This window comes from Bradyrhizobium sp. SZCCHNR1002 (assembly GCF_032381435.1).
GTDB classification, from domain to species: domain Bacteria; phylum Pseudomonadota; class Alphaproteobacteria; order Rhizobiales; family Xanthobacteraceae; genus Bradyrhizobium; species Bradyrhizobium aeschynomenes.
Map to the genome: position 1 here is coordinate 410,680 of NZ_JAUHIS010000005.1, position 25,740 is coordinate 436,419.

Annotated in this window: 28 protein-coding genes; 16 read left to right on the forward strand and 12 right to left on the reverse strand. The window is 64.4% G+C overall.

Features of this window, described 5'->3' with window-relative positions:
• Positions 1-12 precede the first annotated feature (12 nt).
• The 9 genes from QX108_RS24425 to QX108_RS24465 form a co-directional block, all read right to left on the reverse strand.
• On the reverse strand, positions 13-987 hold the full coding sequence (locus QX108_RS24425; RefSeq protein WP_172110093.1) for a type II secretion system F family protein: 975 nt from the start codon (positions 985-987) through the stop codon (positions 13-15).
• A gap of 9 nt (positions 988-996) precedes the next feature.
• Positions 997-1,971 (reverse strand): type II secretion system F family protein, encoded by a 975-nt coding sequence (locus tag QX108_RS24430; RefSeq protein WP_172110092.1) that lies wholly within the window; start codon positions 1,969-1,971, stop codon positions 997-999.
• Positions 1,972-1,983: 12 nt separating this feature from the next.
• On the reverse strand, positions 1,984-3,447 hold the full coding sequence (locus tag QX108_RS24435) for a CpaF family protein (protein ID WP_315724353.1): 1,464 nt from the start codon (positions 3,445-3,447) through the stop codon (positions 1,984-1,986).
• Positions 3,448-3,468: 21 nt separating this feature from the next.
• Complete coding sequence (locus tag QX108_RS24440; protein ID WP_315724355.1) at positions 3,469-4,737, reverse strand: CpaE family protein; 1,269 nt, start codon at positions 4,735-4,737, stop codon at positions 3,469-3,471.
• The gene (locus tag QX108_RS24445) at positions 4,734-5,474 is read right to left on the reverse strand and encodes a CpaD family pilus assembly protein (protein WP_315783432.1); all 741 of its coding nucleotides are present in this window, start codon (positions 5,472-5,474) and stop codon (positions 4,734-4,736) included. The genes QX108_RS24440 and QX108_RS24445 overlap by 4 nt, the downstream gene beginning before the upstream one ends.
• A gap of 22 nt (positions 5,475-5,496) precedes the next feature.
• A complete protein-coding gene (locus tag QX108_RS24450; protein ID WP_315783434.1) occupies positions 5,497-6,978 on the reverse strand; it encodes a type II and III secretion system protein family protein in 1,482 nt (493 codons plus the stop codon).
• 17 nt (positions 6,979-6,995) lie between these two features.
• Complete coding sequence (gene cpaB / locus QX108_RS24455) at positions 6,996-7,796, reverse strand: Flp pilus assembly protein CpaB (RefSeq protein WP_172110087.1); 801 nt, start codon at positions 7,794-7,796, stop codon at positions 6,996-6,998.
• 126 nt (positions 7,797-7,922) lie between these two features.
• Positions 7,923-8,447 (reverse strand): prepilin peptidase, encoded by a 525-nt coding sequence (locus QX108_RS24460; protein ID WP_315783435.1) that lies wholly within the window; start codon positions 8,445-8,447, stop codon positions 7,923-7,925.
• A gap of 320 nt (positions 8,448-8,767) precedes the next feature.
• Complete coding sequence (locus tag QX108_RS24465; protein WP_008964729.1) at positions 8,768-8,932, reverse strand: Flp family type IVb pilin; 165 nt, start codon at positions 8,930-8,932, stop codon at positions 8,768-8,770.
• Between the two features lie 400 nt (positions 8,933-9,332).
• Between QX108_RS24465 and QX108_RS24470 the strand changes: the two genes are divergently transcribed.
• The 4 genes from QX108_RS24470 (at position 9,333) to QX108_RS24485 (ending at position 12,210) form a co-directional block, all read left to right on the forward strand.
• Positions 9,333-10,160 carry a sterol desaturase family protein gene (locus QX108_RS24470; RefSeq protein ID WP_172110085.1) on the forward strand — a complete coding sequence of 276 codons (828 nt, stop codon included), beginning with the start codon at positions 9,333-9,335 and terminating at the stop codon, positions 10,158-10,160.
• Between the two features lie 198 nt (positions 10,161-10,358).
• Complete coding sequence (locus QX108_RS24475) at positions 10,359-10,796, forward strand: pilus assembly protein N-terminal domain-containing protein (protein WP_172110563.1); 438 nt, start codon at positions 10,359-10,361, stop codon at positions 10,794-10,796.
• Between the two features lie 266 nt (positions 10,797-11,062).
• Positions 11,063-11,608 (forward strand): TadE/TadG family type IV pilus assembly protein, encoded by a 546-nt coding sequence (locus QX108_RS24480; protein WP_172110084.1) that lies wholly within the window; start codon positions 11,063-11,065, stop codon positions 11,606-11,608.
• A 47-nt stretch (positions 11,609-11,655) separates the two neighbouring features.
• Entirely contained in the window at positions 11,656-12,210 is a 555-nt protein-coding gene (locus QX108_RS24485) for a TadE/TadG family type IV pilus assembly protein (protein ID WP_315724365.1), read from the forward strand.
• Between the two features lie 153 nt (positions 12,211-12,363).
• Here the strand turns inward: QX108_RS24485 and QX108_RS24490 are convergent, their stop codons facing one another.
• The 3 genes from QX108_RS24490 to QX108_RS24500 form a co-directional block, all read right to left on the reverse strand.
• Positions 12,364-12,576 (reverse strand): cold-shock protein, encoded by a 213-nt coding sequence (locus tag QX108_RS24490; protein ID WP_006612155.1) that lies wholly within the window; start codon positions 12,574-12,576, stop codon positions 12,364-12,366.
• A 301-nt stretch (positions 12,577-12,877) separates the two neighbouring features.
• On the reverse strand, positions 12,878-13,168 hold the full coding sequence (gene infA / locus QX108_RS24495; RefSeq protein WP_172110082.1) for a translation initiation factor IF-1: 291 nt from the start codon (positions 13,166-13,168) through the stop codon (positions 12,878-12,880).
• 24 nt (positions 13,169-13,192) lie between these two features.
• Entirely contained in the window at positions 13,193-14,605 is a 1,413-nt protein-coding gene (locus QX108_RS24500; RefSeq protein ID WP_315783439.1) for a DEAD/DEAH box helicase, read from the reverse strand.
• A 506-nt stretch (positions 14,606-15,111) separates the two neighbouring features.
• Here QX108_RS24500 and urtA point away from each other — a divergent pair.
• From urtA to QX108_RS24560, 12 genes are all read left to right on the forward strand, one after another.
• Positions 15,112-16,434, forward strand: a complete 1,323-nt coding sequence (gene urtA, locus QX108_RS24505; RefSeq protein WP_315783441.1) for an urea ABC transporter substrate-binding protein — start codon at positions 15,112-15,114, stop codon at positions 16,432-16,434.
• Between the two features lie 132 nt (positions 16,435-16,566).
• Positions 16,567-18,129 carry an urea ABC transporter permease subunit UrtB gene (gene urtB / locus QX108_RS24510; RefSeq protein WP_210268043.1) on the forward strand — a complete coding sequence of 521 codons (1,563 nt, stop codon included), beginning with the start codon at positions 16,567-16,569 and terminating at the stop codon, positions 18,127-18,129.
• Entirely contained in the window at positions 18,126-19,289 is a 1,164-nt protein-coding gene (urtC, locus tag QX108_RS24515) for an urea ABC transporter permease subunit UrtC (protein ID WP_315724373.1), read from the forward strand. Before urtB ends, urtC begins: the two co-directional genes overlap by 4 nt.
• A 5-nt stretch (positions 19,290-19,294) precedes the next feature.
• Positions 19,295-20,056, forward strand: a complete 762-nt coding sequence (gene urtD / locus QX108_RS24520; RefSeq protein WP_315783443.1) for an urea ABC transporter ATP-binding protein UrtD — start codon at positions 19,295-19,297, stop codon at positions 20,054-20,056.
• Positions 20,057-20,172: 116 nt separating this feature from the next.
• Positions 20,173-20,868 carry an urea ABC transporter ATP-binding subunit UrtE gene (urtE, locus tag QX108_RS24525; protein WP_315783445.1) on the forward strand — a complete coding sequence of 232 codons (696 nt, stop codon included), beginning with the start codon at positions 20,173-20,175 and terminating at the stop codon, positions 20,866-20,868.
• 59 nt (positions 20,869-20,927) lie between these two features.
• Entirely contained in the window at positions 20,928-21,764 is an 837-nt protein-coding gene (locus QX108_RS24530; protein WP_315783447.1) for an urease accessory protein UreD, read from the forward strand.
• A 62-nt stretch (positions 21,765-21,826) separates the two neighbouring features.
• Complete coding sequence (locus QX108_RS24535) at positions 21,827-22,129, forward strand: urease subunit gamma (RefSeq protein ID WP_015669637.1); 303 nt, start codon at positions 21,827-21,829, stop codon at positions 22,127-22,129.
• 115 nt (positions 22,130-22,244) lie between these two features.
• Positions 22,245-22,550, forward strand: coding sequence for an urease subunit beta (locus QX108_RS24540; RefSeq protein ID WP_006612145.1), 306 nt, complete (start codon positions 22,245-22,247; stop codon positions 22,548-22,550).
• Between the two features lie 4 nt (positions 22,551-22,554).
• Positions 22,555-23,094, forward strand: coding sequence for an HD domain-containing protein (locus tag QX108_RS24545; protein WP_315783450.1), 540 nt, complete (start codon positions 22,555-22,557; stop codon positions 23,092-23,094).
• 14 nt (positions 23,095-23,108) lie between these two features.
• Positions 23,109-23,621 (forward strand): hypothetical protein, encoded by a 513-nt coding sequence (locus QX108_RS24550; protein WP_315783452.1) that lies wholly within the window; start codon positions 23,109-23,111, stop codon positions 23,619-23,621.
• 44 nt (positions 23,622-23,665) lie between these two features.
• A complete protein-coding gene (gene ureC, locus QX108_RS24555; protein WP_315783454.1) occupies positions 23,666-25,381 on the forward strand; it encodes an urease subunit alpha in 1,716 nt (571 codons plus the stop codon).
• Between the two features lie 48 nt (positions 25,382-25,429).
• Positions 25,430-25,729: a putative quinol monooxygenase gene (locus tag QX108_RS24560; protein ID WP_008964711.1), complete on the forward strand. Its 300-nt coding sequence runs from the start codon at positions 25,430-25,432 to the stop codon at positions 25,727-25,729.
• The last annotated feature ends 11 nt before the right edge of the window (positions 25,730-25,740 follow it).

Here is a 25,740-nt window from a genome sequence, read left to right on the forward strand (position 1 = left end):
GCGGGCCGTCGGCTACTGCATGGCCGCGACCTTGATGCCGGTCGGTCCCAGAATGACCACGAACAGCACCGGCAGGAAGAACAGGATCATCGGCACCGTCAGCTTCGGCGGCAGTGCGGCGGCCTTCTTCTCGGCCTCGTTCATGCGCATGTCGCGGTTCTCCTGCGCCATCACGCGCAGCGATTGCCCGAGCGGAGTGCCGTACCGCTCCGATTGCTGAAGCGCGAGACAGACCGACTTGACACCTTCCAGGCCGGTGCGGCGGGCGAGGTTCTCATAGGCCACCTTGCGATCCTGCAGGTAGGAGAGCTCCGCCGTGGTCAATGTGAACTCCTCCGACAGCGCGATCGACTGGCTGGAGATTTCGATCGCGACCCGGCGGAACGCGGCCTCGATCGACATGCCGGACTCGATGCAGATCAGCAGCAGGTCGAGCGCGTCGGGAAACGCGCGCTTGATCGACAGCTGGCGCTTGGAGATCGCGTTGCTGAGGAACAGCATCGGCGCCTGCAGCCCGAGATAGGCCATGCCGACGCAGATGCCGATCTTGACCGGCATCGACTTCTCGAGATGTGCGATCACGAAGACGTAGAGCACCGAGCCGACGAACAGGACGAGCGGCGTCACCAGGCGTGCGAACAGGAAGGTGATGTAGGGCGCCTGGCCGCGGTAGCCCGCCATGATGAGCTTCTCGCGGGCCGCCTCCTGGGCCAGCCATTTGGTGAGGTTGAAATCCTCCACCACGCGGGAGACGAGCTGCTTCGGCGTCTGTCGCAGCGAGACCTTTTCACCGGCATTCAGCCGCTCGCGCTCACGCTGCTTGATCCGTTCGCGCTCGCTGGCGACCGCCTTCATGCGCTTGTTCAGGTTCTCGCCCGCGAACAGCGGCATGATCAGCGTGTAGACGGTGGCCGACGCCGCGATGGCGGCGAAGAACATCGTCATGAAGTGCGGATCATGAAGCTTGGTGATCAGAAAGTCGACCATGGCACTACCTTAGAAATCGAAGTTGATCATCTTCTTCATGACCATGATGCCCATCGACATCCAGATCACGCAGCCGACCAGCATCAGCTGGCCGGTCGGATGGGTCCAGAGCAGCGAGATGTAGTCGGGCGTGCTGAGATAGACCAGCAGCATGACGATCGGCGGCAGCGAGCCGATGATGCCCGCGGAGGCCTTGGCTTCCATCGACATCGCCTGGATCTTCTCGGCCATCTTCTTGCGGTCGCGCAGCACCTTTGAGAGGTTGCCGAGCGCTTCCGACAGGTTGCCGCCGGACTTCTGCTGAATCGCGATGACGATGCCGAAGAAATTGGCCTCGGGCAGCGGCATCCGCTCATACAGTCGCGCGCAGGCCTCGCCCAGCGGCATGCCGATCGCCTGGGTCTCGATGATGGCCAGGAACTCGCCGCGCAGCGGCTCTGGCGCATCGGCGGCAACGACCTTGATGGATTCGAACAGCGGCAGGCCGGCCTTGATGCCACGCACGATCACGTCGACCGCGTCCGGCAGCGCCGCCAGGAATTTCTTCTCGCGCCGCTTCTTGAGGAAGCCGAGGATCCAGCGCGGCAGGCCGAGACCCGCCGCAAAGCCGAGGCCGAGCGCGCCGAGCGGGCCGCCGCCGGCGAAGAAGGCGATCGCGCAGACGGCAAAGCCGAGGACGCCGGAAATGATCCAGAACTTCTGAACGGTCCAGTCGAGCCCGGCCTGCGAGATCCGCATGTTCAGCGGAACCTTGCTCTGCTTCTGCGCCTTGGCCTCGAGATCCTTGAGCGAGGATTCGACCTGCTCGCGGCGCGAGCGCTGGCTGCGTTCGGCCTGACGGACCACAGGCTCCGATTTGGCGACGGTGCTGCGCCGCTGCTCCGCCTTCCGCTCGCCCGAGAGCAGAGGATAGAGGAACACCCAGGCGATGCCGCCGATGGCGGTCGCTGCGAGGAAGGCGAGTGCGAGAGCCTGAAACTTCATGGGGTCTCTCCGTTACTCCTTGCTCGCGACTTCGGCCGCATCGAGCGCAGCCGCGAGCCGCTTCTCCTCGCCGTAGTAGCGGGCGCGCTCCCAGAACCGCGGCCGGCCGATGCCGGTGGAGCGATGGCGGCCGATGATCTTGCCGTTCGCATCCTCGCCGACGATGTCATAGAGGAAGATATCCTGGGTGATGATCGTATCGCCTTCCATGCCCATCACCTCGGTGATGTGCGTGATGCGGCGCGAGCCGTCGCGCAGGCGCGCGGCCTGGACGATGACGTCGATCGAGGCGCAGATCATCTCGCGGATGGTCCGTGACGGCAGCGAGAAGCCGCCCATCGTGATCATGGATTCACAACGTGACAGCGCTTCGCGCGGGTTGTTGGCGTGCAGGGTGCCCATCGAGCCGTCGTGACCGGTGTTCATCGCCTGCAGCAGGTCGAACGCTTCGGGTCCGCGGACCTCGCCGACGATGATCCGTTCGGGACGCATACGCAGGCAGTTTCTCACCAGCTCGCGCATCGTGACCTGGCCCTCGCCCTCGATATTGGGCGGGCGGGTTTCCAGGCGGACCACATGAGGTTGCTGCAGCTGGAGCTCGGCTGCGTCCTCGCAGGTGATGACGCGCTCGTCATGATCGATGTAGTTGGTCAGACAGTTGAGCAGCGTGGTCTTGCCCGAGCCGGTGCCGCCGGAGATGAGAATGTTGCAGCGGACGCGCCCGATGATCTGCAGGATCTCCGCGCCTTCGGGCGAGATCGCGCCGAACTTGACCAGCTGGTCGAGCGTCAGCTTGTCCTTCTTGAACTTTCGAATGGTGAGCGCGGGGCCATCGATCGCCAGCGGCGGCACGATGGCGTTGACGCGGGAGCCGTCGGCGAGACGGGCGTCGCAGATCGGCGAGGATTCGTCGACGCGGCGGCCGACCTGGCTGACGATGCGCTGACAGATGTTCAGGAGCTGCTGGTTGTCGCGGAAGCGGATACCGGTGCGCTGGATCTTGCCGGCGACCTCGATGAAGACCGTGCCGGCGCCGTTGACCATGATGTCGGCGATGTCGTCGCGCGACAGCAGCGGCTCGAGCGGGCCATAGCCGAGCACGTCGTTGCAGATGTCGTCGAGCAGCTCCTCCTGCTCGGCGATCGACATCACGATGTTCTTGATCGCGATGATCTCGTTGACGATGTCCCGGATTTCCTCGCGCGCGGACTCGCCGTCGAGCTTGGCCAGCTGGGCGAGATCGATCGCTTCGATCAGCGCACCGAAGATGGTCGCCTTGACCTGATAGTAATTGTCCGAGCGCCGGGCCTCCACGACGGGGGGCGGCGGCGGAGGCGCCTGCCGGGTTGGGGCCAGAGGAGGTGCCGACACGGCCGGAGAAGCCGGGCGCGGCGCCGCCGCGGCCGGCTCGGGCGCCGGCGCGGCCGGCCTGAGGGTCCTGGTATCGCTGTCTAATCCGCTACGCTTACCAAACACGACTTAGAACTCCACGCGGGCTTATTTCGCCCTCAGCTTGTCAAGCAGAGGCGACAGGAAGGAGCCTTTCGGCTTCTTGGTCTCGCTGCGGCCGGTGAGCCGCTGCGCGACCTGAAGAAACATCTCGGTCGTCCGATGATTGGGTGACATCTCCGCAATCATCTGACCGTTGTTGGCCGCCGCGCCGAAGATCTGCGGTTCGAACGGGATCGTCACGATCGGCGGGCTTTCGATCGCCTTGGCGAACTCGCTGGCATTGATCTCCGGCCGCTTGGGCACGCCGACCTGGTTCAGGCAATAGAGCGGCGTGCGGTCATTGGGTCGCGCGGCCTTGAGAAGGTCGAACATGTTCTTGGTGTTGCGCAGCGAGGCGAGATCCGGCGCCGCGACGATCAGAATGTCGTCGGCGCTGATCAGCGCCCGCTTGGTCCAGCCGGACCATTGGTGCGGCACGTCGAGCACGATGCAGGGCATCGAGGCCCGCAGCGTATCGAACACCGAATCGAATGCCTCGGCGCCGAAATCGTAGACGCGGTCGAGCGTCGCCGGTGCGGCCAGCAGGCTCAGATGATCGGTGCATTTCGACAGCAGCCGGTCCATGAAGGCGATGTCGATCCGATCAGGCGAGAATACGGCGTCCGCGATGCCCTGGGCGGGATCCTGATTGTAGTCGAGGCCGGCGGTGCCGAAGGCCAGATCGAGATCGGCGACGACCGAATCCATCGCGAGATCGCGGGCGATCGCCCAGGCGATGTTGTGCGCGACGGTCGATGCGCCGACGCCGCCCTTGGCGCCGACGACGGCAATGATGCGTCCGACGGCCTTGGCCTCGGGAGCCGAGAACAAATTGCAGATAGAGCGGACGACGTCGATCGGCGTGACCGGGGACAGCACATAGTCGCTGACGCCGCGGCGCACGAGCTCGCGATACAGCGTCACGTCGTTGACGCGGCCGATCACGACGACGCGGGTGCCGGGATCGCAGACCGTCGCAAGGTGATCGAGGCCCGCAAGGATGTCGGTGCGGGCATCCGTCTCCAGGATGATCACGTTGGGCGTCGGCGCCGACCGGTAGGCCTCGATCGCAGCCGCCATGCCGCCCATCTGGATCTTCAGATGCGCCTTGCCGAGCCGCCGGTCCTCACCGGCGGCCTGCACGGTGGCGGCCGTTTCCACGGTCTCGCAGAACGCCTGCACCGAGACACGCGGCGCCGGCGCGATATGATCGTCGGCCGGCGGCGGCACGACGTCAGGCTGCTCCTCTTGGGTCTGTCGGGCGTAGCTGATCATTTGCCTGTGTCGCTGAGTTTGGCCTTGTCGGCTTCGGGATACGTGATCGCGGTTGACGCTCCCTTGCGGTATTTCTCGAACAACGCGGTGCGCCGGGTGGTGTAGGAGGGGGTCTCGGGTCGCGGCTGCACGAGATCGGACGGGTTGTCGACCATGGCGGCCATGTTGCGCTGATAGGCGCAGCCGAAGTTCCAATCAGGCTTGTTGTCGAACCAGTTCTTGTTCTTGATCGAGGGTCCGAGATCGTCCGGCCAGACGCCGCAGGGGCCCGCGGTGGCCGAAAGCTTCGGATAGCTCAGCCGGATCGCGGCCATCTGGCGCGGATCCTTCGGTTGATAGTTGCGGACGGTGATGCCGTGCGGAGGCACGCCCGCAGCCGCGAACAGGGACTGAATCTCGCGCATCGAGTCGGCGGCCGCGCGGGCATTCGGGGTGCCGCTCGGGACGTCGGCGCTGATCGCGCCCGTGCCTTGGCGCATCCAGCTCTGCGCCAGCCCCATCACATCGGCGCGCTGCTCGGCGGTCAAGCCGCCGCGGCCCTGGCCGACGAAGACGACCAGGGAATCCGGGGCTTCCTGCACCGCGATCGGGTGGCGCAGCCGATAGTCGTCAGGGATGCTGGCCGTGACGGCCGGATCTCTGCGGAAGTTACAGGCGCCGAGCAGGACCGCCGTGCCGGCCAGGGCGACGGCAAGCCGCAGTCGGCGGTGTCGAGCGGGGCTGGATTTCATGGTCATCGTTGCAAGTCCTTGTCCCAGCTCAGTCCGTGATGAAGCCATAGGTGCCGCGATAGTTGCGTCCGGGCTCGGTCCGGCCCGGCACGCCGTAGATGCGGTTGATGCTGCCCAGCAGGTCGGCCTGCGGGTCCGAAGCCGCCGCGAAGCCGTCATCCGGGCGGGACAGATCCTTCTGCGAGACGGCGCGCACGACGAACGGCGTCACCAGCACCATCAGCTCGGTCTGGTTGTTGACATAGTCCCGGCTGCGGAAAAGCGCGCCTAGCACTGGAAGCTGCATCAGGCCCGGCATGCCGCTGATCGCCATCTTGGTCTGCTGCTGGATCAGGCCGGCCATGGCCATCGCTCCGCCCGAGGGGATTTCGAGCGTCGTCTCGGCGCGACGGGTCTTGATCGAGGGCACGGTCAGCGAGTTCGTGGTGGTCGAGCTCACCGCCTGGGACAGCGTGATCGCATTCTCGTTCGAGAGCTCCGAAACCTCGGTCATCACCCGCATCGAGATCCGCCCCTCGCTCAGCACGACCGGCGTGAAGTTGAGCGAGATGCCGAACTTCTTGAAGCTGATCTGCGTGGTACAGACGTGGGTCGTAGGATCGCAGGAGTAGCCGGCCGGAACCGGAAACTCGCCGCCGGCGATGAAGGTCGCGGACTCGCCCGAGATCGCTGTCAGGTTGGGCTCGGCCAGCGTGCGGATCACGCCCGCGTTCTCCATGGCCCGGAGCGTGGCCTGAACCGATGGCGTCGCTCCCCCCAGCGCCGCGCTCACGGCATTGTTCGAGACAAGGTTGCTGCCATAGGCGGTGAATGGATTGGAGTTGGCGAATTTGACCACGGCCGTGCCGTAATTGAGCTGGCCCGAAAGATCGATGCCGAGCTGCTTGACGACCGAGCGTTGAACCTCGGCGACGGTCACCTTCAGCATCACCTGGTCGCGGCCGCGCACCGTGATCGAATTGACCACCTTGTCGGCGCCGCCGGCAAGGCGCGCGGCCAGCTCGCCGGCCTGCTGAGCCTCCATCTGGCTCGACGCCGAGCCGGTCAGCACGATGCCGTCGCCGATCCCCTCGATCTGGATCTCGGCATTGGGCAGCAGCTGCTTCAGCGCGGCCCGCGCGCCGTTCAGATCGCGCTTCACCGCGATGTCGTAAGCCGCGATCTGCTGGCCCTGGGCGTCGAAGAAGACGATGTTGGTCTGGCCGACCGCGGCGCCGATGATGTAGGCGCGCTGCGACGAGCGGACCACGGCGTTCGCGATCTTCGGATCGGCGACGAGGACGTCCTTGATGTCCCGCGGCAGATCGATGACCACGGACTTGCCGATCCCGAGAGCGAGGAAGCGTGCGTTGATCTGGCCGTCGGCAGCCGCGGCTGCGGCCGCCGGGCGGTAGTCCGCGGCGATCACCGGTGCAAGCGCCGGATTGAATGTCAGCGCAGCGGCGGCCGAAAACGACAGCGCGCGGACCATCAGGGTCCGCAGTTTCCGCTGATTTTCGCTGCAAATCATCTTGGTAGTCCTCTCGGTCACTTCTGCGTCGTCATCGTGCTGGGAATGCCGAAGCGAACCACGGCCACGCTGTCGCTGCGCCTGCGGCTGTTCTCGTCCGGACGTTTCTCGGCCATGTTGATATCGGCAATGCTGCGGAGCGCCAGCGACAGCGTTCCGGTCTGCCGCGCACGGGCGAGCGTCTCGGCCTGCTCCGGCTTCAGCTCCAGCGTGACGGTCTTGCCGACCACCGTCGTCTGGCCGTCCTTCTCCTTCGGAGCCTGATCGATCGCCAGCACGCGAATGTTCGACAGAATGATATCGGAGCTGACGACGTCACCCGCGTTGGGCTGATCCGGATTTCGCTCGCGCTTGGACAGGATGACGTCGACGCGATCATTCGGCAGAATGAAGCCGCCGGCACCGGTTTCCGGCGAGATCTCGGTGGAGACGGCCCGCATGCCCGCCGGCAGGATCGCCGCCATGAAGCCGGAGCCGTCGGACTTGACCAGCTTCTGCTCGCGAATGGGTTCGCCGGCAATGAACGGCGCCCGCGCGATCGTGCCCGTGACTTCGTTCTGACCTTCGGGCCGCTCGTTGCGCCTGATGAAGCTGGAACTCGCCGTCGCCGCCGGCCAGCTCTGCCATTGCAGGTGCTCGGGCTTGAGCGACTGGCCGAGGCCGATATCGGCTTTGGCGACGAGAACGTCGACGGTCGGCACCTGTGGCGCTGGCGCGGCAACCTGAGCCGGCCGATCGTCGGACCCGCTCGCCAGATATGCGGCCACGCCGCCAGCGCCCACAGCGATGGTCAGAACCACAATGCGTGCGGTATTCATACGCTTCACTTTCCACATTACGCCGCGACGCTTCCGCCGCCGTGATGGGAGTTGAGCAGTTATTCGTCAAAGCATGGTTAATGAGGCGTATCTAAATCGCCTTAACACCGCGTTCACACGGTGTTGTCAGAGAAACGCAAGACGTGCAGCGTCGATCGCCTTCACCCACTCGGTCTCCGGGTAGACCATCAAGGCGCCCAGTGCGAGCGCTATGCCATAGGGAACGCCGCTGTCCTTGGCGTGGAGGCGCGCAAGCCAAGGTTGCCCGGCGAGCATGTAGGGCAGGGGCCATTGCCGGAACTGCATGAGAGCGAGCGTGAGGACGCCGCCGAAGATCGAGGCGTACAACAAATAGTTCATCAGATGGGCGAAGCCGAACCACAGAGCGGCGGCCGAAGCGACCTTGGCGTCACCGCCGCCGATCCAGCCAAACGCAAAGCATGCGAAGGCGATCACCAGCAGCACCGCGCCAGCGCCGAAATGCATCAGCATGTCGTTCATGCTCATTCCGCTCAGCGGCGCCAGTACCAGGAAGCCCGCGACCAGCGCCAGCGAGACCCGGTTCGAAATGGTCATCGTGAACAGGTCGCTCGCCGCCGCGAAGGCCATCAGAGCCGGAAACAGCAGCAGGCGCGCGAGATCGAGGGTCATGGGCTCTCAACGGCATAGAACCGGCGCAGGATGCGCTGGCTCGCCAATCTAGCGGCAACAGATAAACGATCGGGAAACGATCCGCCCTCCCGCCGTTTTCGCCTCACCAGACGCTGGCGATGCGGGCCGCCAGAACCAGGATGGACAGAGCGAGCGCGCTGCAGATCAAACGCAGTGCCGCGTCGGCCTGCCGGAGCGGGCGCCGGGCTGCGACTGCGGTGGCAACATGGTTACGCATCACTGAACGCCGCGGAGCTGGACGTGGAAATGATAAAGGCCCCGGAAGTCCGGGGCCTTCTTTGCTCGGTCGTGATGACCGCTTACTTCAGCGACGAGTTGATCGAGCCGAACTTGGAGCTCAGGCTGGAGCCGAGACCGTTCACGGCCGCGATGATCGCGAGCGAGATGCCGGCGGCGATCAGGCCGTACTCGATGGCGGTCGCGCCGGATTCATCCTTCACGAAGCGAGCAAGAAGATTCTTCATAGGGTAACTCCATGTACACGTGGCTGGTCGAACAAATTCTGGTCGTTGCGGCGTTCTCAGCACCGTGACCATATGGGCACCCTAGGGGGCAGGAATTTCGGCGTAGTTAATTCAACCGATGAAACATCGCGACGGATGGCCGTTCTTGCGCAGAGTAAATTTCGGATGAACCGCGCTGGAAAAAACTGAAACAAACCGCTCGCGCATTCGAGGTTCGTCCACGGCATAGGAAATAGAGGCGCGGCACGTCGGGTCCGCGGGTCCTAGGATTCCTTGTACATTCTTCCCTCGGTGCGCAGGCTTGACCCAGCCGTGCTCGCGCCCGGATGCGCCGTGAGGTTCACGGCTCCTTAAGCGCCGGAGAGTACCTCTCGGGAAAGTTCACGTGATGAGGAATGTTATGTCCGGTCTGCCATGGGAAGTCGTGCTGATGCTCGGCCAGACCATCGAGAAGGTGCTGCCGATCACGCTGGTCCTGGCGGTCGTGTTCTCGGTGCTCAGCCATTTCTGGGCCTGCAATCCTGGCAAGCCATGGTGGCAGAAGCGCGAGCTTGTCACCGACATGGTCTACTGGTTCTTCGTGCCGGTGTTCGCGCGCGTCCTGCGCATCGGGCTGCTGGTGCTGGGGGCCGGCGTGATCTTCAAGATCCACGATGCGGATGAGCTGATCGCCTTCTACGAGAACGGCCATGGACCGCTGGCGCAATTGCCCGAATGGCTGCAGGGGCTGCTGTTCATCGTGCTCGCCGACTTTATGCTGTATTGGACCCACCGTCTGTTTCATGGCGGCGAGTTCTGGAAATACCACGCGGTTCATCACTCGTCGGAGGACCTCGAATGGATCTCGGCGGCGCGTTTCCATCCCGTCAACCTGATCATCGGCACGATTGCGGTCGACGTGATCCTGTTGATGGCCGGCATCTCGCCCAACGTGATGCTCTGGGTCGGCCCGTTCACGACCTTCCATTCCGCCTTCGTCCACGCCAACCTCAATTGGACGCTCGGGCCGTTCAAATATGTCCTGGCAACTCCCGTGTTCCATCGTTGGCACCACACCTCGATGGCGGAGGGCGGCAACACCAATTTCGCCGGCACTTTCCCACTCTGGGACATTCTGTTCGGCACGTTCCGGATGCCGGAGGGGCAGCTTCCGACGAGCTACGGCAAGGATGAAGCGACGATGCCCGGTGAGTTCGCCGGTCAGCTCGTCTTCCCGTTTCGTCGCTGATCGCCGCGCGCCCGCCGCCGAGAGAATTGGGGCGCGTTTGTAGATCGTTCACCAATTGAGCGCAGATTTGCCGCGTCGGGCGCCGTCACCGCTGCGTATCGCTTGAGACGGCTCGTCAAGGTCCCGGGGTTGAGTATGTCGTTCAGTGTGTCGTGTCGTCCTTATGTCTCCCTTGCTCTGCGGACGGCCGTGGCCGCGATGCTGTTGTGGCCGGCCGCGGCGTCGGCGGATCCAGATCCAGCGATCGCCGTGAACGTCGACCAGGCCAAGCTGGTCAAGCTGCCGGACCGCGTTGCGACCCTCGTGGTCGGCAATCCGATGATTGCGGACGTGACCCTGCAGAGCGGCGGCATCATCGTCGTGACCGGCAAGAGCTACGGCGCCACCAATTTCATCGCCATGGACCGCGGCGGCCAGGTGCTGATCGACCGCCAAATCCAGGTTGCCGGGCCGACCGACCGACTCGTCACGGTGTATCGCGGCGTCGACCGCGAGACCTATAGCTGCATGCCGGTCTGCCAGCGCCGGGTCACCCTGGGCGACGGCGACAGCTACTTCAAATCCGTGCTCGACCAGGCCGGGACGATGTCGAGCCAGGCCAGCGGCAATGCCGCGTCCGCCTCGAAGACCAACTAAGACTTCAAGTCGGGGCGCCCCTGCCGAGGCTGGGGCGTACCATGCTCGATCGGCAGCGCGTCCGGACCGCAATGAGCCGGACGGCGCTCTCGCGTGCAGTCTCGGCCAGCCACTGCAGAAGGTCAGCGGGGAGATTGCTGAACTTGGTTAGCGAGCGGTTGACGCCGCCGCCCATTTCGTTCGGATTGTGGGAAACCCTTTGCCAAGGAGTTTCCGCTATTTGTTTCACTCAGGTTGATGTGGGTTTCCAAATTCCGGGTCAGACAATGCAAGCCTCCGTTTCCGCGACCGGTTCGATCCGCAGGCTGCTGCGACGCTTTCGGCGCAATCGACGCGCGTCGGCCGCGCTCGAATTCGCGCTGGTTGCTCCGGTCTTCTTCGCGCTGCTGTTCGCGATCATCGAAACGGCCCTGATGTTCTTCGCCAGCCAGGTGCTCGAGACGATCACGCAGGACTCCGCCCGCATGATCCTGACCGGGCAGGCCCAGCAGGGCTCGTACACGCAGTCGCAATTCGCGAGCTACGTCTGCACCCAGGTTCCGGCGCTGTTCGACTGCAACAAGATCTACATCGACGTGAAGAGCTACTCCTCGTTCGGCAGCGTGACGATCAACAGCCAGATCGACAACACCGGCAACTTCGTCAACAACATGACCTATAGCCCGGGCGCGGCCGGCGACATCGTCGTCGTCAGGCTGTTCTATCAATGGCCGATCTTCGTGACCGGGCTCGGCTACAACATCGCGAATCTGACCGGCAGCAAGCGGCTGCTCGTCGGCACGGCCGCATTCAAGAACGAGCCGTATTCATAAGGGCGCCAGGAACCATCATGCGTTGTGCAGACAGACCGAGGTCGAAGATGGAATCCCAGCTGCTAAGTCGCCTCCGCGCGTTCGGGGCCGATCGACGCGGCGTCGCCGCGACCGAGTTCGCCTTCATCGTGCCGCTGATGCTGGTGATGTTCTTCGGCACGGTGGAGTTCTGCTCGGCGATCGCGGTCGACCGCAAGGTGACGCTGATGGCGCGAACGCTGTCCGACCTGACCTCGCAGTCGACCTCGGTCGGCGACAGCGACATGTCGAACTTCTTCGCGGCCTCGACCGGCATCCTGTACCCGTATTCGACGACGCCGGTGAACGCGACGATCACCGAGCTTTATGTCGATCCGACCTCGAAGCAGGCGACGGTGAAGTGGAGCAAGGGATCGGCGCCGCGGACGACGGGCACGACGGTCGGGGTTCCGGCCGATCTGCTGGTCAGCGGCACCTATCTGATCTTCAGCGAGGTGAGCTATCAGTACGTTCCCACGATCGGCTACGTGCTGGCCAAGACGGGCGTCAATCTCAGCGATGTCGCCTACACTCGCCCCCGGCAATCGACCTGCGTCTATTACAGTCCGGCAACGAGCTGCTGAGGGGCCCCGTCGGGCGGACCGGTCCGGCATCACGCGACGTGCGCGATGCGCCGGGCTTGAAATCAGGCGTCAATGACGATCGGACAATAAAAAAGGCCGCGCGAGGCGGCCTTTCGTTTCGTTCGCGAGCGATCGAAACCGCTCTTGCGCAGCTCAGTTGGCGGCGCGGAGATTGTCGGCCGACGACTTGCCCGAACGGCGGTCCGCCACGATCTCGTAGGAGATCTTCTGGCCTTCGCGCAGCGTGCCGAGACCAGCGCGCTCGACAGCGCTGATGTGCACGAACACGTCATTGCCGCCGTCATCCGGCTGAATGAAGCCATAGCCCTTGGTTGCGTTAAACCACTTCACGGTTCCCATGCTCACGGGGGTAGTTCCCTTCTCAGATATCAAATGCGTAACCCAGAAGTCTGGGCTGGTTAGATCGAATTTTTGGAAGGGTCGTCAGCGTCTGAACCGGCTGTACCGGTAATAGCTAATCTCGTCCGGCCGAAAATCGATTGCGGGCTATATTATTGGAAATGGCCGCGCAAAACAATCCTGAGGTGCGGGAGGGCGCACGATTTTTTGACGCGCCGGCCTGCGGCCGACGCGTTGAATTGTCGCTGATTGCGTAAGGGTTGATCAAGTCGCACGGCCGGGGCGGAGCATTCTTCCGCCCCAGGCGTCAGCGCCGGCGGAACTGTCCGCCACGCTGCGGTGCGCCACGCGGAGGGCCGCCCGCGCCGGCGGGGCGTTCGTCCTTGTGCCGGAAGATCAGGCGGCCTTTTTCCAGATCATAGGGCGACATCTCGACGGTCACGCGGTCGCCCGCGAGCGTCTTGATGCGATTCTTTTTCATCTTCCCGGCGGTGTAGGCGACGATTTCGTGCCCCGCGTCGAGTTGCACCCGGTAGCGCGCGTCGGGAAGGATTTCGGTGACCAGCCCTTCGAACTGGATCAGCTCTTCCTTAGCCATGTCTTTCTCCAGATCGATAGACGTCTAGTTTGGCCGTTGGTTGCGGTTGTGAGCGTGGTTTTTGGGTCTGCCTTCGCGATGCAGGAACGCAACGCCCTGAATCGACCCGGCCTTGCCGCCGCCTTGCGACGGACGTTGGGGCTCCTGACGATTGCCTGGCAGAGCCGGGATCTTAGCATTGGAACGGCGACGGCGGCGAGGGCCTTTTGCGGCGTTGCCACCCTCATTGGCCCGCGCGTTCTGCATGCCAGGACGGCCGCCACGATGCTGCTGCGGCTTGGCCGGCGGCGCGGCCTCGCGATGGCCCGGCGTGCGACGGTCCTCACGCGGCAGCGAGACCTTGATCAGCCGTTCGATATCCCGGAGATACGACATCTCGTCTGCTCCGGCGACCAGCGAGATCGCCACGCCCTCGGCGCCGGCGCGCGCGGTGCGGCCGATGCGATGGACATAGGTCTCGGGCACGTTCGGCAGGTCGAAATTGACGACATGGCTGACGCCGTCGACGTCGATGCCGCGCGCGGCGATGTCAGTCGCGACCAGGGTGCGGATCTCGCCGGTGCGGAACGCCGCCAAAGTGCGCTCGCGGTGGTTCTGCGACTTGTTGCCATGGATGGCCTGGGCCGGAATGCCGGCCTTCTCCAGGCCCTTCACGACCTTGTCGGCGCCGTGCTTGGTGCGGGTGAACACCAGGGCGCGGTTGACCGGCTCATCCTTGAGCAGTTGAGCCAGCAGGTTCGGCTTGGCGGAGTGATCGACCTGGATCACACGCTGGGCAATGCGTTCGACCGTCGAGGACACCGGGGTCACGGCGACCCGCGCCGGATCCCGCAGCATGGCATCGGCGAGCTCGGCGATATCCTTCGGCATAGTGGCCGAGAAGAACAGCGTCTGCCGCTTGATCGGCAGCTTCGCCACGATCTTCCGGATGTCGTTGATGAAGCCCATGTCGAGCATGCGGTCGGCCTCGTCGAGCACCAGGAATTCGACGTGGGACAGCTTCAGAGCGTTGCCCTGGACGAGGTCGAGCAGGCGGCCGGGGGTGGCGACCAGCACGTCGACGCCCGGCATCACCGCGCGGACCTGGCGGCCCATCGGGACGCCGCCGATGGCGAGTGTGGAGCTGAGGCGGATGTGACGGCCATAGGTGTTGAAGCTGTCGAGGATCTGGCCGGACAGCTCGCGGGTCGGGCTCAGCACCAGCACCCGGGCCGTCTTCGGCTGCGGCTTGATGCGGTTCTCGAGCAGGCGATGCAGGATCGGCAGCGCGAACGAGGCGGTCTTGCCGGTTCCGGTCTGCGCAATGCCGATCACGTCGCGGCCTTGCAGCGCGATCGGGATGGTCTGGGCCTGGATCGGGGTGGGAGTGGTGTAGTTCTCTTCCTTCAGCGCGCGCGTCAGCGCGTCGGCGAGGTTGAAGTCCTGAAAGGAGGTCAAAAGATGGGGCTTTCCATAAGAGGATATGCCCTCGTCGGCATGCGTGCCGGACGCGGGCGGGTGATTGAGACACCCGCGTGTTTGGAGCGCCTAGTGTGGAGTGCTGAGAATGCGGAGCCAAAAGCTCAGTCTGAGCTAGAGAACACGCGGCTCGCAAAGATCCGGCCGATTCGCCTCGATCTATCAGCTATATGGAACAGATGGACGCTCGTTTCAAGCCCGCTGCTCTCCGGCATGCCGCCGAAAGCGGTAATGGGCTGCTTTAAAATTAGCCATTTCAAACATCGTGCATAAATTTAATGCTGAGTGATGGCTGATTAGTCAGTTTGCATGCCCAGAATCGCGGCAGGTGGATGCGACCGTTCGCCGCGAACGTGCCGAGTTCCACATTCTGGTCAATGGCTTACGAGATGTGAACGGTATGGCACGCTTCTTGCGATTCTCTCGCCGCAGACCGCCGGCCGATTTGGCTGCGAAGCACGTCTGCGTCAGGGAGATATTATCGCATGCTTACTCGACTCACTCAGGAATTAACGGCGCCGTTCAGCCGCCGTCGCTGGCTGGCTGCTGCTGCCGGCCTGGCTCTCGGCGCTGCCGGCTTCGGCCCGGCGATGGCCGCTGACGACACCATCAAGGTCGGCGTTCTGCATTCTCTGTCCGGCACCATGGCCATCAGCGAGACCACGCTGAAGGACACGATCCTGTTCCTGATCGACGAACAGAACAAGAAGGGCGGCGTGCTCGGCAAGAAGCTCGAGGCCGTCGTCGTCGACCCCGCTTCGAACTGGCCGCTGTTCGCCGAGAAGGCGCGTGAGCTGATCACCAAGGACAAGGTCGCGGTCGTGTTCGGCTGCTGGACCTCGGTGTCGCGCAAGTCGGTGCTCCCTGTGTTCAAGGAGCTCAACAGCATCCTGTTCTATCCCGTCCAGTACGAGGGCGAGGAGAGCGAGCGCAACGTGTTCTACACCGGTGCGGCGCCGAACCAGCAGGCGATCCCGGCGGTCGATTACCTGATGAAGGAAGAGAAGGTGAAGCGCTGGGTGCTGGCCGGCACCGACTACGTCTATCCGCGCACCACCAACAAGATCCTGGAAGCCTACCTGAAGTCGAAGGGCGTGGCTCAGGACGACATCATGATCAACTACACGCCGTTCGGTCACTCCGACTGGCAGACGATCGTCGCCGACATCAAGAAGTTCGGCTCGGCCGGCAAGAAGACCGCCGTGGTCTCGACCATCAACGGCGACGCCAACGTTCCGTTCTACAAGGAGCTCGGCAACCAGGGCATCAAGGCGAAGGACATTCCGGTCGTCGCGTTCTCGGTGGGTGAAGAAGAGCTCGCCGGCATCGACACCAAGCCGCTGGTCGGCCATCTCGCCGCCTGGAACTACTTCCAGTCGATCAAGACTCCGGCGAACGAGAAGTTCATCAAGGAGTGGCAGGCCTACACCAAGAATCCGAAGCGCGTGACCAACGACCCGATGGAAGCGCATGTGATCGGCTTCAACATGTGGGTGAAGGCGGTCGAGAAGGTGAAGTCGACCGATGCCGACAAGGTCATCGACGCTCTTCCGGGCACCGAGGCGCCGAACCTGACCGGCGGCGTGTCGAAGATGCTGCCGAACCACCACATCACCAAGCCGGTGTTCATCGGCGAGATCAAGGGCGATGGCCAGTTCAGCGTCGTCTACAAGACCAAGGATCTCGTCCCGGGCGACGCCTGGTCGAAGGAGCTCGAGGGCTCCAAGGACCTGATCGGCGACTGGGTCGGCAAGAAGTGCGGCAACTTCAACACCAAGACCAACAAGTGCCTGGGCTCGGGTACCTGATCTGAGCCTTGCGACGTCATCAAGACCGGAGAAGGCGGCGACCTCCGCCGCCTTCTCTCTTCCTCCTGCCGGGGTGGTCCAGTGCCTGCCATTGTTCTCGCGCTTGTGCGCGGCCTTCTTCTGTCCATTGCCTTGATCGTCGCGACCGCTCCGGCTTTTGCCGCCAGCTTCGAAGAATCGGTCGCCAAATTCGCCAATGACGACTTCTCCGACACCGACGACGCCGTGGGCGAGATCGCGGTGTCCGGCAACCCGCTGGCCTTTCCGATCATCAGCGCGCTTCAGGACGAGCGGCTGATGTTCGATGCCGAGACCAAGAAGGTCTTCATCAAGCAGGCTGACGGCAAGATCATCGATGCCGCGACGGGAGCTGCCGTCGACAAGCTGCCGGACAACGCCGCGGCCGTGAGCCTCAACAACCGGTTGCGTCGCAGCGTCGATGCCGCGCTCGGCGGCCTGACCCTGCTGTCGCCCGACACCAACACCCGGCTGACCGCGGCCAAGTCCGTGTTCAAGTCGCACGAGGAGGCGACGCTGCCGACCGTGGAGTCGGCGCTCGCCAAGGAAACCAATCGCGCGGTGAAGCAGGCGCTCGCCGAGGCGCGCGCCGCCATCCTGCTGTTCAAGTCCGACGCCAGCGAGGTGGACAAGCTCGAGGCCGTCGCCACCATCAAGGCGCGCGGCGACCAGGAGGCGCTGGCGCTGCTCACCGAGATCAGCGGCGGCGACCAGCCGGCGAATGTCGCCAAGGCGGCGGCGAGCGCGATCTCCTCGATCCAGGGGACGCTCGCGATCTGGTCGGGCGTGCAGAACGCCTGGTACGGCCTGTCGCTCGGCTCAGTGCTGCTGCTGGCCGCGATCGGGCTTGCCATCACCTTCGGCGTGATGGGCGTCATCAACATGGCCCATGGCGAGATGGTGATGCTCGGCGCTTACACCACCTTCGTGGTGCAGGAAGTGATCCGCACCCGCTATCCGGCGCTGTTCGACTATTCGCTGCTGATCGCGGTGCCGCTCGCCTTCCTGGTGGCCGGCGCGATCGGCGTCGTGATCGAGCGCACCATCATCCGCTTTCTCTACGGACGTCCGCTCGAGACCCTGCTCGCCACCTGGGGCCTGTCGCTGATTCTGCAGCAGGCGGTGCGCTCGGCGTTCGGCCCCACCAATCGCGAGGTCGGCAATCCCTCCTGGATGAGCGGCGCCTTCGAGCTCGGCCAGATCACCATCACCTACAATCGGCTCTGGATCCTCTGCTTCACGATGGCCGTGTTCGCGATCCTTCTGGCCATGTTGCGCTACACCGCGCTGGGCCTGGAGATGCGTGCCGTCACGCAGAACCGGCGCATGGCGGCGTCGATGGGCATCGCGACCTCACGCGTCGATGCGCTCACCTTCGGGCTCGGCTCGGGCATCGCGGGCATCGCCGGCGTGGCGCTGTCGCAGATCGACAATGTCAGCCCGAATCTCGGCCAGAGCTACATCATCGACTCCTTCATGGTCGTGGTGTTCGGCGGCGTCGGCAATTTGTGGGGCACGCTGGTCGGCGCCTTCACGTTGGGCATCGCCAACAAGTTCCTGGAGCCGGTCGCCGGTGCCGTGCTCGGCAAGATCGCGATCCTGGTGCTGATCATCCTGTTCATTCAGAAGCGCCCGCGCGGCCTGTTCGCGCTCAAGGGCCGGGCGGTGGAAGCATGATGCCGCATCTGCTGACGAGGTCGTTGGACCGCGCCGCGACGATCTTCGTGCTCGTGGTCGCCGCCTGCGGCGTCCTGATCCCGCTATCGAACCTGCTGCTGCCGGCGGGATCTGCCTTGCAGGTGCCGACCTATCTGGTGGCGCTGTGGGGCAAATATGTCTGCTACGCCATCCTGGCGCTCTCGATCGATTTGATCTGGGGCTATTGCGGTATCCTTTCGCTCGGCCACGGCGCCTTCTTCGCGCTCGGCGGCTACGCGATGGGCATGTACCTGATGCGCCAGATCGGCACCCGCGGTGTCTACGGCAATCCGATCCTGCCGGACTTCATGGTGTTCCTGAACTATTCGAAGCTGCCCTGGTACTGGCACGGCTTCGACATGTTCTGGTTCGCCGCGCTGATGGTGCTGGTCGTGCCCGGCCTGCTGGCCTTCGGCTTCGGCTGGCTCGCCTTCCGGTCGCGCGTCACCGGCGTGTACCTCTCGATCATCACGCAGGCGATGACCTATGCGCTGCTGCTCGCCTTCTTCCGCAACGATTTCGGCTTTGGCGGCAACAACGGCCTGACCGACTTCAAGGACATTCTCGGCTTCAACGTCCAGGCCGAAGGCACACGTGCGGCCCTGTTCGCGCTGAGCTGCCTGGCGCTGATCCTGGCATTCCTGATCTGCCGGGCCGTGGTGTCGTCGAAGCTCGGCAAGGTGCTGATCGCGATCCGCGACGCCGAGTCGCGCACGCGCTTCCTCGGCTATCGCGTCGAGTCCTACAAGCTGTTCGTGTTCACGCTGTCGGCCTGCATGGCCGGCGTCGCCGGCGCGCTCTACGTTCCGCAGGTCGGCATCATCAACCCCTCGGAGTTTGCTCCCGGCAACTCGATCGAGGCGGTGATCTGGGTCGCGGTCGGCGGCCGCGGCACGCTGGTCGGTGCGGCGCTCGGCGCCGTCGTCGTGAACTATGCCAAGACGTTCTTCACCTCGGGCGTGCTGGCGCCGTACTGGCTGTTCATGCTGGGTGCGCTCTTCGTGCTGGTGACGCTGCTGCTGCCGAAGGGCATCGTGGGCACCTTCAATAGCTGGTGGGACCAGCTCGGCACAAAGCGGCCGAATGCCGACAGCGCCGCCCGCGAGGATGGCGTCACCGAACCCAAGATGGCGGAGTGAGCGGCATGAACGTGATGGATACGAGATCGACCTCCGCGCTGCTCTACCTCGACGGCGTGCACGTCTCCTTCGACGGCTTCCACGCCATCAACAATCTGTCCTTGACGCTCGAGCCCGGCGAGATGCGCGCCATCATCGGTCCGAACGGCGCCGGCAAGACAACGATGATGGACATCATCACCGGCAAGACCAAGCCCGACGAGGGCACGGTGCTGTTCGACGGCAAGACGGATCTCACGCGTCTCGACGAGACTCGGATCGCCGAGCTCGGCATCGGCCGCAAATTCCAGAAGCCGACGGTGTTCGAGAGCCAGTCGGTGGAGGACAATCTGCTGCTGGCGCTCAACGTCGACCACAGCGTCAAGGGCACCTTGTTCTGGCGCGGCTCCAGGGGCGAGGCGGAGCAGATCGACAAGGTTCTGGAGACCGTGCGGCTCAAGGATCTCCGGCGCAAGCTTGCCGGCAGCCTGTCGCACGGCCAGAAGCAGTGGCTGGAGATCGGCATGCTGCTGGCGCAGGATCCGAAGCTGCTGCTGGTCGATGAGCCCGTGGCCGGCATGACCGATGTCGAGACGCATCAGACGGCTGAGCTGCTCAAGGAAATCAATCGGGATCACACCGTCATGGTCGTCGAGCACGACATGACCTTCGTGCGGGAGCTCGGCGTCAAGGTCACCTGCCTGCATGAAGGCACGGTGCTGGCCGAGGGCACCATCGACCAGGTGTCGTCGAACGATCGCGTGATCGAAGTGTATCTGGGCCGTTAGGCGAATAGCGAGTGGCGAGTAGCGACTAGGGAAGCGCAGGAAAGAATGATCGGGACAGCAATTTCGATTAGCTATTCGCTATTCGCCATTCGCCCATCAGCGACCGGAGGTCGGTGATGCTCGACGTCAAGGACATCAATCTCTATTACGGCGCCGCCCAGGCGCTGCGTGGCGTCTCGATCGCGGCGGAGCCGGGCAAGGTCACCTGCGTGCTCGGCCGCAACGGCGTCGGCAAGACGTCGCTGCTGCGTGCGCTGGTCGGGCAATATCCGCTCGCGTCGGGCAGCATCACCTTCGACGGCACCGACATCACGCACCTGAAGCCCTACGAGCGGGCGCGGAAGGGCATCGGCTTCGTGCCGCAGGGCCGTGAGATCTTCCCGCTGCTCACGGTCGAGGAGAATCTCAAGACCGGCTTCGGCCCGCTCAAGCGCAGCGACCGCAGCATTCCGGACGACGTGTTCTCGCTGTTTCCGGTGCTGCAGTCGATGCTCGGCCGACGCGGCGGCGACCTGTCGGGCGGCCAGCAGCAGCAGCTCGCGATCGGGCGGGCCATGGTGATGCGGCCGAAGGTCCTGCTGCTGGATGAACCGACCGAGGGCATCCAGCCCTCGATCATCAAGGACATCGGCCGGGCGATCTCGTATCTGCGCAATCTCGGCAATATCGCCATCGTGCTGGTCGAGCAGTATCTCGACTTTGCCTGCGAACTCGGCGACAACTTCGCGGTCATGGATCGCGGCGCGGTGAAGTTCACCTGCACCCGCGCCAATCTCGATCCGGCCGAGATCAGCCGCCAGATGGCGCTGTGATCGTCATTTAGCTCTCAGGACGCGGCCTCACCGCGTCCGATCCCAAGGGGAGGGGATCGATGCGGGCCGATCCCGCCAGCGCCGCCGCCGACACCTTCGAGGCCAACCGCGCCCGCGGCGCGGTGCGTTTCGACGTGCGGCTGCAGGACGGCGTGACGCGGCGTCATCACCTGCACGAGTCCGGCTCGCTGCGCGTGCGCTTTCCCTCGCCCGAGGACGACGGCCTGTCGGCGATGTTCGTCAACACGGCCGGCGGCATCGCCGGCGGCGACCGCTTCGCGGTTGAAGTCGCGGCCGGCGAGGGCAGCCGCGTGACGCTGTCCAGCGCTGCCGCGGAGAAGGTCTATCGCGCGCCGGGCACGCCGGCCGAACTGGACATTGTGCTGAAGGCCGCTGCCGGCGCGCATATCTCGTGGCTGCCGCAGGAGACCATCCTGTTCGACCGCGCCCGCATCCACCGCCGCATCGACATCGATCTCGCCGACACCGCTTCGTTACTGTTGTGCGAGATCGTCGTGTTCGGCCGCACGGCCATGGGCGAGCGCATGCGCGAGGGCGAGTTCGTCGATCGCTGGCGGCTGCGGCGCGGCGGCAAGCTGGTGTTCGCCGAGACCGTTCGCCTCGACGGCGACGTCGGCGCCAAGCTGGCGGAGCCCGCGATCGCCAACGGCGCCGCTTCGATCGGCACTGCGCTGATCGTCCCCGGCGACGCCGCACTGGTGGAGCGCATCAGGGAGAGCCTGCCGGCGTTCCGGGGCGAGGCCGGGCTGTCGGCCTGGAATGGATTTGCAATGGCGCGCTTCTGTGCCCAAGATGCCGCAAGCCTGCGCGCCGACATGATGGCCGTGCTCGGCTGCGCCTCGACCGTGCCGCTGCCGCGGCTCTGGCTCAACTAGACATTTACCAAGCGACGCTTACCAAGTAACGATTACCAGAAGACGATCACCAGAGAGTCCGCATGAACCTGTCTCCCCGCGAAAAGGACAAGCTCCTGATCTCGATGGCCGCCATCGTGGCCCGCCGCAGGCTCGAGCGCGGCGTCAAGCTGAACCATCCCGAGGCGGTCGCCATCATCTCCGATTTCATCCTCGAAGGCGCGCGCGACGGCCGCACCGTCGCCGAGCTGATGCAGGCCGGCGCCCAGGTCCTGACCCGCGACCAGGTGATGCCCGGCATCCCCGAGATGATCCACGACATCCAGGTCGAGGCGACGTTTCCGGACGGCACCAAGCTGGTCACGGTGCACGAGCCGATCCGGTGATCATGGCATGTCATTCCGGGGCAGCCCGCAGGGCTGAACCCGGAATCCAGAGATTAATAGATCGAGATTCCGGGTTCGGTCCTGCGGGCTGCCCCGGAATGACGGAGAGGACAACATGATCCCCGGTGAACTCTTCATTCAGGACGGCGAGATCGAGCTCAATGCCGGCCGCAAGACCGTGACGCTCTCGGTCGCCAATACCGGCGACCGTCCGATCCAGGTCGGCTCGCACTACCACTTCTTCGAGACCAACCCGGCGCTGAAGTTCGACCGGAAGAAGGCGCGCGGCATGCGGCTCGACATCGCGGCCGGCACGGCCGTGCGCTTCGAACCCGGCCAGACCCGCGACGTGCAACTGGTGGCGCTCGCCGGCAAGCGCATGGTCTATGGCTTCCGCGGCGACGTGATGGGCAAGCTGTAAGCCGATGCTGACCGGATTGCGCCTCGTCTCCGAAGCCGCCGAGCTGGCCGCGCGTCGTCATGCCGGCCAGCAGCGCAAGGGGCGTGACGAAGAGCCGTACATCAATCATCTCGCCGAGGTCGCGAACATCCTGTCGGCAACCTGCAACGGCGAGGACGCCGAGCTCGTCGCGGCCGGCTGGTTGCATGACACTATCGAGGACACCGACACCAGCCACGACGAGCTGGCGCAGCGCTTCGGCGCGCGCGTCGCCGGGCTGGTCGAGGAGGTCACCGACGACATGACCCTGCCGAAGAGCGAGCGCCGCGCGGTCCAAATCATCGCGGCTCCCGGCAAATCTGATGGCGCCAAGCAGATCAAGATCGCCGACAAGATCAGCAACATCCGCGCGCGCGTCTTCTTCGAGCCGGACCTCGAGCAGCAGCTGGAGCTGATGGAGTATCTCGGCTGGGCCGAGCAGGTCGTCGCCGGCTGCCGCGGCGTCAATCCGGCGCTGGATGCGCTGTTCGACGAGACGGTGACCAATGCGCGGGGGACGCTGTGAGCGGCCTAGCGCGAATGTCCTCGGCGGCCATCTACAGCCTGTGCGCGGCATCGACCGTTGCGGGGTTTGCTGCCGCGGCTTCGGCAGCCGACGAGCGGCGCTGGCGGCTGTTCGAGCACGACGACGGCGCGTTGCTGTCGCCCAGTCGGAGCGATGAGGCGACCGACGACGTCGGATCGCCGTCGTTCCGCTGCAAGGCCAGGTCCGGCACCATCGCTGTCACGGGAGAGGCCGGCCAGGAGCTACGGAACGTAGTTGCGGATCTGCTGCGCTCAAACGGATATCCGGAGGTCGAGATGGTGCCGGCGAGCCGTTACGGGCAAACGCTGCTGAGCGTGTCCTACAGCGAGGCGGGATCGGTCTGGGAGTACAGCTTCGAGGTGGCGGCCGATGCGCCCGCTTTCGATGCTTTCAAGCGCACCGGACGCCTGACGTTCAAGATCGGCAAGACCACCATCCGCGAAGAGTTCAAGCCTGGTCTCGAGACCATCGCCAAGTTTCAATCGATCTGCGCGCGTGCGAAATGATCCGCGCGCTGGAAATAGTTGAGAGCTAGAGGCTGGAGCACGACATGTCCGTCAAGATCAAGCGTTCCGTCTACGCCGACATGTTCGGCCCGACCACCGGCGACAAGGTCCGGCTCGCCGACACCGATCTGATCATCGAGGTCGAGAAGGACTTCACCGTCTATGGCGAGGAGGTGAAGTTCGGCGGCGGCAAGGTGATCCGTGACGGCATGGGCCAGTCGCAGGCGACCAACAAGCAGGGCGCCGCCGACACCGTCATCACCAACGCGCTGATCGTCGACCACTGGGGCGTCGTGAAGGCCGACGTCGCGATCAAGGACGGCATGATCTCGGCGATCGGCAAGGCCGGCAATCCCGACATCCAGCCCGGCGTGACCATCGTGATCGGCCCGGGCACCGACGTGATCGCGGGCGAGGGCAAGATCCTCACCGCCGGCGGCTTCGACAGCCACATCCATTTCATCTGCCCGCAGCAGATCGAGCACGCGCTGATGTCGGGCGTCACCTCGCTGCTCGGCGGCGGCACCGGTCCCTCGCACGGCACCTTCGCCACCACTTGCACGCCCGGCCCGTGGCACATCGGCCGGATGATGCAGTCATTCGATGCGTTCCCAGTCAATCTCGGCATCTCCGGCAAGGGCAACGCCTCGCGCCCGGCGGCGCTGGTCGAGATGATCAAGGCGGGCGCCTGCGCGCTGAAGCTGCACGAAGACTGGGGAACGACGCCGGCCGCGATCGACAACTGTCTCTCGGTCGCCGACGATCACGACGTGCAGGTGATGCTGCACTCCGACACGCTCAATGAGTCGGGCTTCGTCGAGGACACCACCAAGGCGTTCAAGGGCCGCACGATCCACGCCTTCCACACCGAAGGCGCGGGCGGCGGCCACGCGCCCGATATCATCAAGGTCGCCGGCCTGAAGAACGTGCTGCCCTCGTCGACCAATCCGACGCGTCCGTTCACGCGCAACACCATCGACGAGCATCTGGACATGCTGATGGTGTGCCATCATCTCGATCCGTCGATCGCCGAGGATCTCGCCTTTGCCGAGAGCCGTATCCGCAAGGAGACGATCGCCGCCGAGGACATCCTGCACGATCTCGGCGCGCTCTCGATGATGTCGTCGGACTCCCAGGCGATGGGCCGGCTCGGCGAAGTCATCATCCGGACCTGGCAGACCGCGGACAAGATGAAGAAGCAGCGCGGCGCCTTGCCGCAAGACAAGGGCAAGGACAACGATAATTTCCGCGTCAAGCGCTACATCGCCAAATACACGATCAATCCGGCGATCGCGCATGGCGTGTCGAAGCTGATCGGCTCGGTCGAGAAGGGCAAGCTGGCCGACCTCGTGCTGTGGTCGCCGGCGTTCTTCGGCGTCAAGCCGGACTGCGTCATCAAGGGCGGCACCATCGTGGCGGCGCCGATGGGCGATCCGAACGCCTCGATCCCGACGCCGCAGCCGGTGCACTACCAGCCGATGTTCGGCGCCTTCGGCAAGTCGCTGACGGCCTCCTCGGTGATCTTCACCTCGAAGGCGGCGGTCGCCGGCGGCCTCGCGCGCAAGCTAGGCCTGTCCAAGAAGCTCTATGCGGTGCAGAACACCCGCGGCAAGATCTCGAAGAAGAGCATGATCCACAACGACGCGACGCCGAACATCGAGGTCGATCCCGAGACCTATGAGGTGCGCGCAGACGGCGAATTGCTGACCTGCGAGCCCGCCGAGGTGCTGCCCATGGCGCAGCGCTACTTCATGTTCTAAACTTGCTCCCGGTACCCCAAAACAGAAACGTACCGGGAGGACTGCTTCGTGATCTATGTCGTCGCCACCTTGACCATCAAGCCCGAAACGCGTGCCGAATTCATCGCCGCTGCCACCGCCTGCATCGAAGGGACCCGCAAGGAACCCGGCAATATCGCTTATGACTTGCACGAGAGCGTCACCGATCCAAGCAGGATGGTGTTCGTCGAGCAGTGGGAGAACGCCGAGGCGCTGGTGCCGCATCGCGCGACCGAGCACATGAAGACGTTCGGTCGCGTGGCCGTGAAGTGCATGGCGGCGCCGCCGAAGATCGAGATCATCACGCCCGAGAAGGTCGATGTCCGCTGAACGGAATAAGA

Coding starts and splice junctions, on each gene's coding strand:
- QX108_RS24460 (WP_315783435.1), bottom strand. CDS start 8,447: ATGACCCTCGATCTCGCGCGCCTGCTGCTGTTTCCGGCTCTGATGGCC.
- QX108_RS24480 (WP_172110084.1), top strand. CDS start 11,063: ATGCAAGCCTCCGTTTCCGCGACCGGTTCGATCCGCAGGCTGCTGCGA.
- QX108_RS24470 (WP_172110085.1), top strand. CDS start 9,333: ATGTCCGGTCTGCCATGGGAAGTCGTGCTGATGCTCGGCCAGACCATC.
- ureC (WP_315783454.1), top strand. CDS start 23,666: ATGTCCGTCAAGATCAAGCGTTCCGTCTACGCCGACATGTTCGGCCCG.
- urtC (WP_315724373.1), top strand. CDS start 18,126: ATGATGCCGCATCTGCTGACGAGGTCGTTGGACCGCGCCGCGACGATC.
- QX108_RS24445 (WP_315783432.1), bottom strand. CDS start 5,474: ATGACCATGAAATCCAGCCCCGCTCGACACCGCCGACTGCGGCTTGCC.
- QX108_RS24485 (WP_315724365.1), top strand. CDS start 11,656: ATGGAATCCCAGCTGCTAAGTCGCCTCCGCGCGTTCGGGGCCGATCGA.
- cpaB (WP_172110087.1), bottom strand. CDS start 7,796: ATGAATACCGCACGCATTGTGGTTCTGACCATCGCTGTGGGCGCTGGC.
- QX108_RS24530 (WP_315783447.1), top strand. CDS start 20,928: ATGCGGGCCGATCCCGCCAGCGCCGCCGCCGACACCTTCGAGGCCAAC.
- QX108_RS24475 (WP_172110563.1), top strand. CDS start 10,359: ATGCTGTTGTGGCCGGCCGCGGCGTCGGCGGATCCAGATCCAGCGATC.
- QX108_RS24425 (WP_172110093.1), bottom strand. CDS start 987: ATGGTCGACTTTCTGATCACCAAGCTTCATGATCCGCACTTCATGACG.
- QX108_RS24465 (WP_008964729.1), bottom strand. CDS start 8,932: ATGAAGAATCTTCTTGCTCGCTTCGTGAAGGATGAATCCGGCGCGACC.
- urtA (WP_315783441.1), top strand. CDS start 15,112: ATGCTTACTCGACTCACTCAGGAATTAACGGCGCCGTTCAGCCGCCGT.
- urtD (WP_315783443.1), top strand. CDS start 19,295: ATGAACGTGATGGATACGAGATCGACCTCCGCGCTGCTCTACCTCGAC.
- urtE (WP_315783445.1), top strand. CDS start 20,173: ATGCTCGACGTCAAGGACATCAATCTCTATTACGGCGCCGCCCAGGCG.
- QX108_RS24535 (WP_015669637.1), top strand. CDS start 21,827: ATGAACCTGTCTCCCCGCGAAAAGGACAAGCTCCTGATCTCGATGGCC.
- QX108_RS24440 (WP_315724355.1), bottom strand. CDS start 4,737: ATGATCAGCTACGCCCGACAGACCCAAGAGGAGCAGCCTGACGTCGTG.
- QX108_RS24430 (WP_172110092.1), bottom strand. CDS start 1,971: ATGAAGTTTCAGGCTCTCGCACTCGCCTTCCTCGCAGCGACCGCCATC.
- QX108_RS24450 (WP_315783434.1), bottom strand. CDS start 6,978: ATGATTTGCAGCGAAAATCAGCGGAAACTGCGGACCCTGATGGTCCGC.
- QX108_RS24540 (WP_006612145.1), top strand. CDS start 22,245: ATGATCCCCGGTGAACTCTTCATTCAGGACGGCGAGATCGAGCTCAAT.
- infA (WP_172110082.1), bottom strand. CDS start 13,168: ATGGCTAAGGAAGAGCTGATCCAGTTCGAAGGGCTGGTCACCGAAATC.
- QX108_RS24550 (WP_315783452.1), top strand. CDS start 23,109: ATGTCCTCGGCGGCCATCTACAGCCTGTGCGCGGCATCGACCGTTGCG.
- QX108_RS24545 (WP_315783450.1), top strand. CDS start 22,555: ATGCTGACCGGATTGCGCCTCGTCTCCGAAGCCGCCGAGCTGGCCGCG.